At 58.4% G+C, this 12205-nt stretch carries 10 protein-coding genes; 3 read left to right on the forward strand and 7 right to left on the reverse strand.

All coding sequences use genetic code 11. From position 1 onward, the window contains the following. Positions 1-366 precede the first annotated feature (366 nt). Positions 367-1269: a GGDEF domain-containing protein gene (locus KOSB73_RS13015; protein ID WP_004871366.1), complete on the forward strand. Its 903-nt coding sequence runs from the start codon at positions 367-369 to the stop codon at positions 1267-1269. A 1-nt stretch (position 1270) separates the two neighbouring features. Here KOSB73_RS13015 and KOSB73_RS13020 read toward each other — a convergent pair whose 3' ends face one another. Next, positions 1271-2104, reverse strand: coding sequence for a helix-turn-helix transcriptional regulator (locus KOSB73_RS13020; protein ID WP_004871363.1), 834 nt, complete (start codon positions 2102-2104; stop codon positions 1271-1273). A 251-nt stretch (positions 2105-2355) separates the two neighbouring features. Here KOSB73_RS13020 and KOSB73_RS13025 point away from each other — a divergent pair, with 251 nt between their 5' ends. Further along, the gene (locus KOSB73_RS13025) at positions 2356-3123 is read left to right on the forward strand and encodes a phytanoyl-CoA dioxygenase family protein (RefSeq protein WP_098140570.1); all 768 of its coding nucleotides are present in this window, start codon (positions 2356-2358) and stop codon (positions 3121-3123) included. A 125-nt stretch (positions 3124-3248) separates the two neighbouring features. On the opposite strand, the gene KOSB73_RS13030 is transcribed toward KOSB73_RS13025, so the two are convergent. Genes KOSB73_RS13030 through KOSB73_RS13050 form a run of 5 tightly spaced genes read right to left on the reverse strand, consistent with a single transcriptional unit; the run spans position 3249 to position 8213 of the window. Then, positions 3249-3590 (reverse strand): PTS fructose-like transporter subunit IIB, encoded by a 342-nt coding sequence (locus KOSB73_RS13030; RefSeq protein WP_004871359.1) that lies wholly within the window; start codon positions 3588-3590, stop codon positions 3249-3251. Between the two features lie 15 nt (positions 3591-3605). Continuing rightward, complete coding sequence (locus KOSB73_RS13035; RefSeq protein ID WP_024359590.1) at positions 3606-4481, reverse strand: [formate-C-acetyltransferase]-activating enzyme; 876 nt, start codon at positions 4479-4481, stop codon at positions 3606-3608. After that, on the reverse strand, positions 4447-6744 hold the full coding sequence (locus KOSB73_RS13040; protein WP_098140571.1) for a formate C-acetyltransferase: 2298 nt from the start codon (positions 6742-6744) through the stop codon (positions 4447-4449). Before KOSB73_RS13040 ends, KOSB73_RS13035 begins: the two co-directional genes overlap by 35 nt. 51 nt (positions 6745-6795) lie before the next feature. After that, positions 6796-7116, reverse strand: coding sequence for a PTS fructose-like transporter subunit IIB (locus tag KOSB73_RS13045; protein ID WP_004100938.1), 321 nt, complete (start codon positions 7114-7116; stop codon positions 6796-6798). 20 nt (positions 7117-7136) lie between these two features. Further along, on the reverse strand, positions 7137-8213 hold the full coding sequence (locus tag KOSB73_RS13050; protein WP_004131253.1) for a PTS fructose transporter subunit EIIC: 1077 nt from the start codon (positions 8211-8213) through the stop codon (positions 7137-7139). A 308-nt stretch (positions 8214-8521) separates the two neighbouring features. On the opposite strand from KOSB73_RS13050, the gene ptsP reads away from it, so the two are divergent. Then, a complete protein-coding gene (ptsP, locus tag KOSB73_RS13055) occupies positions 8522-11023 on the forward strand; it encodes a phosphoenolpyruvate--protein phosphotransferase (RefSeq protein WP_098140572.1) in 2502 nt (833 codons plus the stop codon). A gap of 42 nt (positions 11024-11065) precedes the next feature. Here the strand turns inward: ptsP and KOSB73_RS13060 are convergent, their stop codons facing one another. Further along, a complete protein-coding gene (locus KOSB73_RS13060) occupies positions 11066-12154 on the reverse strand; it encodes a tartrate dehydrogenase (RefSeq protein WP_049085168.1) in 1089 nt (362 codons plus the stop codon). Positions 12155-12205 lie beyond the last annotated feature (51 nt).

Below are 12205 nucleotides of genomic sequence, written 5' to 3' on the forward strand. Positions count from 1 at the left end.
CTGGTGCTATTAGCATAGTCCTGGGAGATAAATGATGGCAATCCCCGCTCAGCCAGTTGGTAGGGAAATGCGCAAAGGGCGCTGAATTCCTTATTTTGCGGCGGACTTCCTGCGGTTTATGAAATTTCTCCCTGATCCTGGCGTGGTTTTGATGAATATTCTCCCACCGCCTGTTGATTTAAACCTGTACGTTTAGACTACCGCTTTTGCGCGAACCCGCTTCGATAACAATTTCATCTAATACGCAACGCGGGATAAGTGGAAATCCGCTCCCTGTCGCCCGCCCGCGCGCCTTTACAGTTCGCGCAAACGCTTTCCGCTGTTATGCTAACGCCCTGGCAAGCCGCGCTGTAAAGAGACCTGACCATGGCCGAACGCGAAAAAAACATCCATATTCAACCCTCGTCTTCTATTTCCCGAACCCATATCTTTCCGGCGCTGCTGGCGATCGCCGCCGTATCGGGTCTGTGCGCGTTCGTCTCGCCGCCGCTGGGACCGTGGCGCGTGATTTTGTCTAATCCCGGTATGTATATCGATCTTCTGGCGCTGCTTTTTCTGCTGTTTATGCTCTGGAGCTCAACCAAGGTGCGCATGAACCACGTGGCGGTCAACTGGGTACGCTACGGGCTGCTGCTATGGATTGCCGGAGGCACGTTCGATCTGATGGACGAAATCTTCCGCCAGCCGCGCTGGATGGGATACTACTGTGAAGATCTGCTGCGTCTGACCGGCATGCTGCTGAGCGCGGTCGGGGTCTACAAAATCATTGAGCGCATCAATCTCCTGTACGTCGACGCGCGTTCTCAATCGCTTAAGGATGAGCTGACCCAGTTGCCAAACCGCCGCTTCTTTATCGATACCGTCCGCGAAAAGGCGGGGAATACGCAGGCGCTGATGATTGTTGATATCGACTACTTTAAGAAAATTAATGACACCTACGGTCATCTGGTGGGGGACGAAGTGCTGTTTGCCCTCGGCAAACAGCTGGCGAAACTCACCAGCGATAAGGTACTGCCGTCGAGGATTGGCGGCGAAGAGTTTGCCATTATCGTTGATGGCCTGTCGGCGCAGGAAGTGGATGAACTGGCGCAGTCTATTCTGCAAAACGCCCGGGCAATCCTGATCAACCACGACAACCCGCTGTCGATTAGCATTGGCGTTGGCCTGCGGCATAAAGACGAGCCGCAGAATCAGTTTATTAAAAAGGTCGATGACGCGCTCTATAAGGCAAAAAATAACGGCCGCGGGCGAGTGGAATGGGCCGTGTGAACTATCCCTGCTGCGCGCTGCGGCAGTGGCGGCGATATTCGGACGGCGAGCGCTCGGTATAGCGTTTAAACACCCGGCAGAAATAGTTGCTGTCGACAAACCCGCAGTTGTGGGCGATCTCTTTGACCTTAAGGTCGTAGCCGCGGAGTAGTTTTTTCGCCTTTTCCAGGCGGACGCTGGTGAGAAACTCGTTAAAACCGACGGAGCCGGATTTCTGGAATATATGCGAAAGATAGTTGGGCGTAATGTGAAAGCGTTTCGCCACCGACTCGCGGGTCAGCGGCTGGCTGAGATGCTCTTCAAGATAATCCTGTACCGCCAGAAACAGATCGCGGCTGCGGCTGACGCGCATCTCCAGCCCGACCAGCTGCTCAAGGCAGTGGCTTAACAGCGCAGAGACGACCAGCCGGGCGGTCACCGGGTCCGGCTGCAGGCAGATTTCATTGAGCGACAGCAGCAGGTAGGAGCCCACGCGCGGCCCCAGGCGGGCGACGTTCTGCTTTTCCGTGCGCAGCTGCCTGCCGTCCCAGTGCTGAACGCAAAACCCCAGCTTCTGGCGGCCAAACAGAATGCTTAACGTCGATGCCGGCGCGGTCCATTCCGGCAGCGTCCATTTACCCGCCTGAACGTAGAGTACCTGCGAGGCGGAGAGCATCGTCTCCGACAGCGGCAGCCCGCTCTCCTTAAGCTCACCCTCGAGCACAATTTCCAGCCGTGGAAAGGGCACCTTAAACGCCAGCGCGGGCTCGGAGATATCCGGGTCGGGGAACCTGACGTGCAGATTATCTTTCTGATTTACTAAACGATTTAAAATATCCGCCAGATCGTCAATCATTCCGTACGCCTTAGAAGAGAGCAATTATCCTGTTGATTATAATCTATTTTATCTGCACAGGTTTGTTCTGTATCAGGCGACTTCGCGAATGATGGCCCTGCAGGAAGGGGGAAAAGCTGGATTTTGATGGCCATCACACTTTTTTCTGCCGCGTACGCTTGTCCAGTTTTTCGTAGTTTTGGCCTCATGTATTCCCGCCCGCCGCAGATTAGAGTTTGTTTTGTGTTATCGATAAGTTAAGGAATATAAATATGGAACAACAATCTGCGGTTTATCTGGATGCGCTGGGGGCGAACGTTGCGCTGAGCCCGACAATGAAACAGGAGCTGGATACCCTGGGCTACACCGTCGTGCATAACGTGGCGGACGCGGAGTGGCTGGCGGCGATGCGCGCGCTTATCGACGCCATCGTCGAGAGAGAGGGCGATAATCTGGCGATGGAGCACCACCAGGAAGCGACGGCAACCCGCATCGCCAACCTGATTAACAAAGGCGCGATTTGGGAAAAGGTCTGGTCCCACCCGCTGATTCTCTCCGCCTGTCGGCATGTTTTTCAGGGCGATTTTAAAGTCTCCAGCCTGAACGCGCGGGAAGCGTTGTTTAACGGCGGCCATCAGCCGCTGCATGCGGACTGGAAAAAGCCGCGTCCCGATTTTCCGAAAGTGCATCTGGTGAATACCATTTGGGCCATTGATGACCTGAGCGCGGAAAACGGCGCGCCGCGCATTATTCCCGGTACCCATCTTCGCCCGGAGCTGCCGGAAGAGGTGCTGGCCGATCCGGAGCTGGCGCATCCTGATGAGGTGGTGTTCGCCGCGCCGGCGGGCAGCGTGATGATTTATAACGCCCACGCCTGGCACGGCGGGACGCGCAACCGCGTCGGCAGCAGAAGGCGCGTGCTGCACGGTTTATATATCGACAGGGCGGATACCGCACAGCAGGATCAGCAGCGCTGGCTGACGCCGGAAACCGCCAGCCGCCTGACGCCCGCGCAGAAATGGCTGCTGGCCGTGGAGTAAGAATCGCGTGGAATTGTAGCCCCGGTAAGCGCAGCGTGACCGGGGAAAACCTGAAACTGCCGAAGTGTTATTTCCCCGGGCCGCGGCGCAAGCGCCTTGCCCGGGCTACAAAATCACAGGTGCGCTCACGGGATCTCAATATACACCACCGGTTTTTTCATAATGCATTTCACCGCCTCGACAATCTGCTGCGGCTGCAGCAGAAAGGTTTTAATGCTGGTCTTAATGGTGCGGATGCCGTGAAAACGTTGGGCATCGTCAATTTCAATATCCGTCACCAGCAGAACGACATCGACGTGGGCAATATCCTCAGCGGTGATTTTGTTCTCCACCCCCAACGCGCCCTGGGTTTCTATTTTGATATTCCATTTCTCCTGGTGGCCGACTTTTTCCAGCCGCTCGGCCGCCATATAGGTGTGAGCGACGCCGCTGACGCAGGCCGTGACGGCAACGATAGTGAAATCCATAGCATCCTCCAGGCGTTATCCGCCGACGGTCACGCTAAAACCGGCCCGTTCGGCCAGCGTCTTGAATGGTTGAATCTCAGATTCCGCGGGCGCTTTAATCATCGACATCGACCATGTTTTTCCCAGTAAGTGATATTTGGGTTCGCCGTACTGATGGAACGGCAGAAGATGAATTTCGGGCAGCTTAAAGGGGGCCAAAAACGCCAGAATCTGGCGGAAATTCTCTTCGTTAAGCGTGAACCCCGGAATCAGCGGCACCCGGGGGATCACGTGAATATGCGCGTCCACCAGACGGGCGAAGTTATCCAGCACCCGCGGCATATTCATCCGCAGCTGCTCGCGGGCCAGCGCTTCATCCATGATTTTCAGATCGAACAGCACTTCGTCGCACGCCTGCGCCAGCGGAAAAAAACGGCTGAAGGCGCTATCGCCCGCCGTTTCAATCGCCGTTCTCACTCCCCATTCGCGCAGGCGGCGCAGAAAACGCGCGGCAAACTCGGCCTGCATCAGCACCTCGCCGCCCGACAGGGTGACGCCGCCGCCGGAGGCGCGGAAGAAGACCTCATCCTTCAGCACCTCTTTAAGCAGATTATCCAGGGTGACGTCGCGGCCAATCTGCTCCCACGCGCCGGAGGGGCACTCGACCACGTCCTGCTGGCAGCGGGAACAGCGCAGGCACTTGCTCTCACGGCGTACGGTCTGAATTTTCGGCGAGATCGATTCCGGATTGGCGCACCACGGGCAGGTGTGCGGGCAGCCTTTAAAAAACACGACGGTGCGGATCCCCTGACCGTCATTCAAAGAGTAGCGCTGGATGTTAAAAATGCGCGCCTTATCGGCGCGCGTTTCCATCACCTCACAGCTGATGCGCGGTGCGGCGGATAATGTCATCCTGAATCTCCTGCGACAGCTCGACAAAAAAGGCACTATAGCCGGCGACGCGCACCACCAGACCGGCGAAGTCCTGCGGCCGCTGCTGGGCTTCGCGCAGGGTGTCGGCGTTGACCACGTTGAACTGAATATGCTGTAGCTTCAGCTTGGTGAAGGCCTGCAGAAAGTCGGCCAGCTTGTTGAGGCCGCTGTCGCCGGCAAGGGTCGCCGGGGTGAATTTGACGTTCAGCAGCGTACCGTTGGAGAGCAGAAAGTTATCCAGCTTGCTGACCGACTTGAGCACCGCGGTCGGCCCCTGCACGTCCTGGCCGAGCATCGGCGACAGCCCGCCGTCCGCCAGCTGCTCCCCGGCCAGGCGTCCGTCCGGCGTCGCGCCAACCACCGACCCCAGCGGCACGTGGGCGGAGACGGTATAGGAGCCCGGCGTGAAATGACCGCCGCGCGGGTTCTGATACCGCTCAACCTCTTTGCAGTAGAAGCGCAGCAGATCGGCGCTGATGTTGTCCACTTCGTCGATATCGTTGCCGTATTTCTCGAAGCGGTTGATCAGGCGCGCGCGGATCTTTTCCCCTTCCGGCGTCTGGAAGTTGGCTTTCAGCACCGCGATCAGCTCGGCGAAGCTCAGGCGTTTTTGCTCAAACACCATCCCTTTGAGCGCGTGCAGCGAGTCGCTGAGGTTGGCGATGCCGATACCCTGCACCCCAGAGAAGTTATAGCGCGCGCCGCCTTCGGTAATATCCTGGCCGTGCTGCACGCAGTCTTCAATAAAGGAAGAGAGCAGGGGAACCGGCGCCCAGTCGCGGTGGCCGATATCGCAAATATTGCTGCCTTCGACCATCAGCTTAATGTAATAGCGAATCTTGTCGCGGATTTGATTAATCAACCCATCCCAGGTGATATCAGGATTGCTTTCGTTTTCCAGTATCACGATTTCCATCACCTTCAGCAGGTTAAACATGGCGATATCGTGCAGGCCGTAGGTGCGCCCCGGGATCGACAGCTCAACGCAGCCGACCACCGAATAATCCCGCGCGTCTTCCAGCGAGACGCCGCGGTTGAGAAACGCCGGGATCACCACTTCATCATTAAAGATTTGCGGAATGCCGGTGCCGAGGCGAATGGTTTCGGCGGTTTTGCGCAGGAACGGACGGTCGATCAGCTCGTTGACCCGCACGCCGAGGTTCGGCTGCGGCAGGCGCACGTTCTGGTAGGCGTCGAGGGATAAAAACGACAGGATATTGACCGCGCTGCGTCCGGTCTCGGTCAGGCCGCCGAGCAGGGCGGTATAGCCGGTCGGGAAGCCCGCGAAGTAGCGCGCGCTGCTGGTGGAGCGCAGCAGGACGATATCGTTGCACTTCACCCACAGCGACTCCAGCAGCTCCTGAAGAAACTGCGGATCCTGGCCGCGATTCAACGACGCCTGATAGTACGGCAGCATGTACTGGTCAAAGCGCCCCAGCGAAATGGAGCTGGCGTTGGATTCATACTGCAAAATGATGTTCATATACCAGAAGAGCTGGCAGGCCTGCCAGAAGTCTTCCGGGCGGTGCAGCGCGTTATGGCGCGAAATTTCGCCGATGGTTTCCAGCTCTTTGCGCCGCTGCGGGTCAACGCAGCCGGCGGCCATCTCATCGGCCAGCGCCGCATAGCGCAGAATATGGCGCTGGGAGGCTTCCAGCAGGATCAGCACCGCCTGATAAAAACTGTTCTGCGGGTGCTGCTTATTCAACGCCTTAAGCTCCGCCACCAGCGCGGCGAGGCCGTTTTCCAGCAGGCGGGGGTAGTCGATAATGATATGCCCCTGGCCTTTATCGGTCTGGTTAACGCTAAAAATCTGCGTGCTGACGGCGGTCTTCACTTCATCGGTCATCTGGCTGTTGATGAAGTCCTTCATCGAGCGATTTTCCCAGTAGGGGAACAGCTCTTCGCGGTAGATGCGCTTATCTTCTTCGCTAATATTGAAGCGGTCCTGCGGGCGGGTCGGGAACTGGTCCAGCTCCTTAAGCAGCCAGTAGGGGTCCATCTCCGGCGACATAATCCCGGCGCGCGGCTTGATCGTGCGGTTACCGGCAATCAGTTCATCATCACGAATCGAAATCTGCACATGGTCGAGAACCCATGCGGTCGCTTTCGCCCGGCGGATCATCACCGGCTCGCCCTCCGTCTGCTTATGGCTGGCGGTGTAGAGCAGGGCCCGCTCGAGGGAGATTTCGCGCGGGTTGGCGAACAGACGGTCTTTTAAGCGTTGAGTGCGATTAGTCATGACAAACTCCATGTTATTTTGCGGGGCGCAGGTCGCGCCCCGTGCTTTCGGTCAGGCATTCTGTGAAAGGTGGCTGTCGATTTTGTTCATAATGGCTTCGGCGCGCTTCACGGCATCGCTGATATTGACGCGCACGATGGTTTTACCGGCAAAACGCTCTTCGAACTTAATGCCGATATCTTTAGTCAGGATCACCATATCGGCGCTGGCGACGTCTTCCGCCGTCAGTTCATTCTCAATACCGATGGAGCCCTGAGTCTCGACTTTGACCTGCCAGCCTTTGGCTTTAGCGGCGCTCTCCAGCGACTCGGCGGCCATATAGGTGTGGGCGACGCCAGACGGGCAAGCGGTAACGGCGATAATTTTGGTCATACAATATTCCTTCCACTGTTTCAGTTAATTTCGAAATCAAGATCCATCTCGTCATCGGCTTTGGCGTCTGACGTTTTCTTTTTCGCAAGGGCTTTGAGCAGGATGACGCAGGCGGCGCTGACGATGGCGCCCACCGCCAGACCGGCAATAAATCCGCCTTTACCTTCAACCACCGGCAGCACGATCAGCCCGCCCCAGCCGGCGTAGCACTGGGCACCGAGCAGCGCGGCGGTCACGCAACCGGCGGCTGCGCCGATCATGTTGGCCGGGATAACGCGCAGCGGGTCGGCGGCGGCGAAGGGAATCGCCCCTTCGGTGACGCCAACGCACCCCATCACCAGCGCGGCTTTACCGGTTTCTCGCTCTTCAGCGGAGAAGTATTTGCGCCCAATCAGCGTTGCCAGGCCCATGCCCAGCGGCGGCACGGCGATGCCGACGGCGGCGATAGCGACCACGCTGTAAACGCCCTGCGAGACGCAAATCAGCATGAAGGCGTAGGCGACTTTATTCACCGGACCGCCCATGTCGAAGGCCAGCATCAGACCCATAATGATGGCGAGAATCACGATGCTGCCTTCGCGCATGCCCTGCAGCCAGCCGGTCAGACTGGCGGTCAGCGCGCCAATCGGCTCGCCGAGACCCCACATCATGATCCCGGCGGTTATAAAGGTGCCGATAATCGGGATAACGAAGATGGGCATCACCGAGCGCAGCACTTTGTGCACCGGGATCTTCTTCAGGTAGTAGACCACCAGCCCGCCGATGATCCCGGCAATCAGCGCGCCGAAGAAGCCGGCGCCGAAGCTGTTGCCGACCCAGGCGCCGATGGCGCAGGGGGCCAGCGCCGCGCGGTCGGAGATGGAGTAGCCGATATAGGCTGCCAGAAACGGCACCATCAGCGTCAGCCCGGCCACGCCGATATCAAACAGTTTTTTCAGGTTAGGGTCGGTGGCGGCATCGGGCACCGCGCCCTTGCCGTACAACATGACGGAGACTGCCAGCAAGATCCCACCGGACACGACAAACGGGATCATATGTGACACCCCGGTCATGAGGTGCTGGCGTGTATTTTTTAATATTTGCACCAGTTCATTCATTGTTTTTCTCCTGAGCGCTGCGTGGCCCGTGACTGAGTTGATGTCTCAACCTTAGAAAAAGGGCGGCGCATAAAATAGTAGAGAAAAAGTGCATTTACTGGATATTTGTAAGACGAGAAGAAAATTGCGATCCACCTCAAATCTTAGTTCTGGCGGGTTTTTGACGCCGTTAATAGGGCGATTTGTGACCACGAGCATAAAAAAGAGTCTGGCATACAATTATCCAGTAATTACCACTTTTATCACGTAGTGGCGGGCGGCTTCTTTCTTTACCTTTTGGCTAATACGCATTATTCAGGAGGAAGGCGATGGCTCTGGTAATTGAATTCATATGTGATTTGCCCAACGGCGTACATGCGCGCCCGGCAAGCCTGGTCGAAACGCTGTGCAATACTTTTTCGTCTTCGGTCGAATGGTTAAATATCCGCACGGAAGGGCGCGGGAACGCGAAAAGCGCGCTGGCGATTATCGGCACCAATACCTTGAAGGGGGACCGCTGTGAGCTGATCGTCAGCGGAGAGGACGAAGAACAGGCGTTCGCCGCGCTATCGGCGTTTATCCGCGACGAATTTCCGCACTGCGATGCGCCGCTGCCGACGGCGGAGCAGATGGATGTTCAGCCGGTTCCTGAATCCCTCTCGCGCCTCAATCCCACGCTGTTTCACGCCTTACCGGTCTGCGCCGGCAGCGCGGGCGGCAGGCTCACCCATCTTAAGTCCCTCGATCTGCGCGATTTAGGCGCGCTACCGGCGGCGGGCGCCATCGAACAGGAGCAGGCGGCGCTGGATAAAGGGCTGACTCTGCTGGTGAAAAACATTGAGTTTCGCCTGCTGGATAACGACGGCACCGCCAGCGCGATCCTGGAAGCGCATCGCTCCCTGGCCACCGACGCCTCCCTGCGCCAGCACCTGCTGGACGGGCTGCTGAGCGGCCTGAGCTGCGCCGAAGCGGTGGTCGCTAGCGGTGAACATTTTTGCGCCCAGTTCAGCGCATCCGGCAACAGCTATTTGCAGGAGCGCGTGCTGGACGTCCGCGACGTCTGCTTCCAGCTGCTGCAGCATATCTACGGCGAAGCGCGCTTTCCGGCGCCGGGTAAGCTGACGGAAGAGGCCATCTGCCTCGCCGATGAACTCACTCCCAGCCAGTTCCTTGAGCTGGATAAAACCCTGCTTAAAGGCCTGCTGCTGCGCAGCGGCGGCACCACTTCACATACGGTGATCCTCGCGCGTTCGTTCAATATTCCCACTCTGGTAGGCGTCGATATGGAGGCGCTGCTGCCGTGGGTCGATCGGCGAGTGCAGATTGACGGTAACGCCGGGCTGGTGGTGGTCAATCCCGATCAAGCGGTGGCGCGCTACTATCAGCAGGAGGCCTGGGTGCAGGCGCAGATCCGTCGCCAGCAGCAGGCCTGGCTGGATAAAGAGGGGCGTACGGAAGACGGGATTCGTCTGGAAGTGGCGGCCAATATCGCCCATTCGGTAGAGGCGACGGCGGCCTTCAACAACGGCGCGCAGTCGGTAGGCCTGTTCCGCACCGAAATGCTCTATATGGACAGGCCCAGCGCGCCCTCGGAAAACGAGCTCTACAACATATTTTGCCAGGCGCTGGAGCCGGCCAACGGGCGCAGCATTATCATCCGCACTATGGATATCGGCGGCGACAAGCCGGTGGCCTACCTCAACATTCCGGCGGAGAACAACCCGTTTCTCGGCTACCGGGCGGTGCGTATTTACGCAGAGTATCAGGCGCTGTTCCGCACCCAGCTGCGGGCGATTTTGCGCGCCTCGGCGCACGGCGCGCTGAAAATCATGATCCCGATGATTTCCTCGATGGAGGAGATTCTGTGGGTGAAGGAGCAGTTGGCGGATGCCAAACAGTCGCTGCGCAGCGAACATATTCCGTTTGATGAGAAGATCCCGCTGGGCATTATGCTCGAAGTGCCGTCGGTGATGTTTATCATCGATCAGTGCTGCGAAGAGATTGATTTCTTTAGTATCGGCAGTAACGACCTGACCCAGTATCTGCTGGCGGTCGATCGCGATAATGCCAAGGTGACGCGCCACTACAACAGCCTTAACCCGGCCTTTTTGCGCGCGCTGGATTATGCGGTTCAGGCGGTGCATCGTCAGGGTAAATGGATCGGCCTGTGCGGCGAGCTGGGGGCCAAAGGCTCGGTGCTGCCGCTGCTGGTAGGGCTGGGGCTCGATGAGCTAAGCATGAGCGCGCCGTCGATCCCCGCGACCAAGGCGCGTCTGGCGCAGCTCGATAGCCGCGCCTGCCGTCAGTTGCTGAATCAGGCGATGCAGTGCCGTACTTCGCTGGAGGTCGAGCACCTGCTGGCCCAGTTCCGCATGACCCAGCAGGACGCGCCGCTGATTACCCCTCAGTGCATTACGCTGAACAGCGACTGGCGCAGTAAAGAGGAGGTGATTAAGGGCATGACCGACAATCTGCTGCTGGCCGGGCGCTGCCGCTATCCGCGTAAGCTGGAAGCCGATCTGTGGGCCCGCGAAGCGGTGTTCTCCACCGGGCTGGGCTTTAGCTTCGCCATTCCGCACAGTAAATCGGAGCATATCGAGCAGTCGACCATCAGCGTCGCCCGCCTGGCGCAGCCGGTAGCGTGGGGCGACGACGAGGCGCAGTTTGTGATTATGCTGACGCTGAACAAACATTCGGCGGGCGATCAGCATATGCGTATTTTCTCGCGGCTGGCGCGGCGCATTATGCATGCGGAGTTCCGGCAATCGCTGGTGACGGCGCAGAGCAGCGAGGCGATCGCGGCGCTGCTGCAGCGCGAGCTGGAGTTGTAATTCGAGCCGGAAAATCCCCCGGTGGCGCTGCGCTTACCGGGGCTACCGTCCGGCAATCGCCTGACAAATCGCTTCGCCCACCTGCTGGGTGGAGGCGGTGCCTTGCATATCCGGCGTCTTCGGTCCGCTGGCGATGGTTTGCTCAATCGCCGCCAGAATGCCGTCATGGGCGGCCTGATAGCGCGCGTCGCCGTTGCCGAGGAAGTCGAGCATCATCGCGCCGGCCCAGATGGTGGCAATCGGGTTGGCGATATTTTTGCCGTAGATATCCGGCGCGGAACCGTGCACCGCTTCAAACAGCGACGGGAAGGTGCGGTCCGGGTTGAGATTCGCCGACGGAGCAATGCCGATAGTGCCGGTACAGGCAGGACCGAGGTCGGAGAGAATATCGCCGAACAGGTTGGAGCCTACCACCACGTCAAAACGCTCCGGCTGCAGCACGAAGCGGGCGCACAGAATATCAATATGCTGTTTATCCCATTTCACCTCCGGGTATTCCTGCGCCATCGCTTCGACGCGCTGGTCCCAGAAGGGCATGCTGATGGCCAGACCGTTGGATTTGGTCGCCGACGTTAGCGTTCTGCGCGGGCGGCTTTGCGCTAATTCAAAAGCGTAGCGCAGAATGCGGTCAACGCCGCGGCGGGTAAATACCGACTCCTGAATCACCACTTCATGTTCGGTCCCCGGATTCACATGCCCGCCGAGGGCGGAGTATTCCCCTTCGGTATTCTCGCGCACCACGTAAAAATCGATATCGCCGGGCTGCTTACCCGCCAGCGGGCAGGGGACGCCGGGGAACAGGCGCACCGGACGCAGGTTGACGTACTGGTCAAATTCGCGGCGGAACTTCAGCAGCGAGCCCCACAGGGAGATGTGATCCGGCACGATATCCGGCCAGCCGACCGCGCCGAAGTAGATCGCATCGAACGTTTGCAGCTGTGCGCGCCAGTCGTCGGGCATCATGGCGCCGTGTTGCGCGTAATAGTCGCAGCTGGCCCACTCAAAGTGCTCGAAGCTTAACGCCAGCCCCCAGCGTTCGGCGGCGGCCTGCAGCACGCGGACGCCTTCCGGCAGCACTTCTTTACCGATGCCATCGCCGGGGATGGCGGCAATACGTAAGGTTTTATTCATCATTGTTCTCAGTTTCAGGTAAGGGAAATTGACTTCATCTCTATCCTATAA

This window comes from Klebsiella grimontii, from assembly GCF_900200035.1.
GTDB classification, from domain to species: Bacteria; Pseudomonadota; Gammaproteobacteria; order Enterobacterales; family Enterobacteriaceae; genus Klebsiella; species Klebsiella grimontii.

Bases quoted from the DNA above. Each gene is read 5' to 3' on its own strand.
- KOSB73_RS13040 (WP_098140571.1), bottom strand. From the start codon at position 6,744: ATGACTAATCGCACTCAACGCTTAAAAGACCGTCTGTTCGCCAACCCG.
- KOSB73_RS13060 (WP_049085168.1), bottom strand. From the start codon at position 12,154: ATGAATAAAACCTTACGTATTGCCGCCATCCCCGGCGATGGCATCGGT.
- KOSB73_RS13030 (WP_004871359.1), bottom strand. From the start codon at position 3,590: ATGGATTTCACTATCGTTGCCGTCACGGCCTGCGTCAGCGGCGTCGCT.
- KOSB73_RS13020 (WP_004871363.1), bottom strand. From the start codon at position 2,104: ATGATTGACGATCTGGCGGATATTTTAAATCGTTTAGTAAATCAGAAA.
- KOSB73_RS13050 (WP_004131253.1), bottom strand. From the start codon at position 8,213: ATGAATGAACTGGTGCAAATATTAAAAAATACACGCCAGCACCTCATG.
- KOSB73_RS13035 (WP_024359590.1), bottom strand. From the start codon at position 4,481: ATGACATTATCCGCCGCACCGCGCATCAGCTGTGAGGTGATGGAAACG.
- KOSB73_RS13015 (WP_004871366.1), top strand. From the start codon at position 367: ATGGCCGAACGCGAAAAAAACATCCATATTCAACCCTCGTCTTCTATT.
- KOSB73_RS13025 (WP_098140570.1), top strand. From the start codon at position 2,356: ATGGAACAACAATCTGCGGTTTATCTGGATGCGCTGGGGGCGAACGTT.
- ptsP (WP_098140572.1), top strand. From the start codon at position 8,522: ATGGCTCTGGTAATTGAATTCATATGTGATTTGCCCAACGGCGTACAT.
- KOSB73_RS13045 (WP_004100938.1), bottom strand. From the start codon at position 7,116: ATGACCAAAATTATCGCCGTTACCGCTTGCCCGTCTGGCGTCGCCCAC.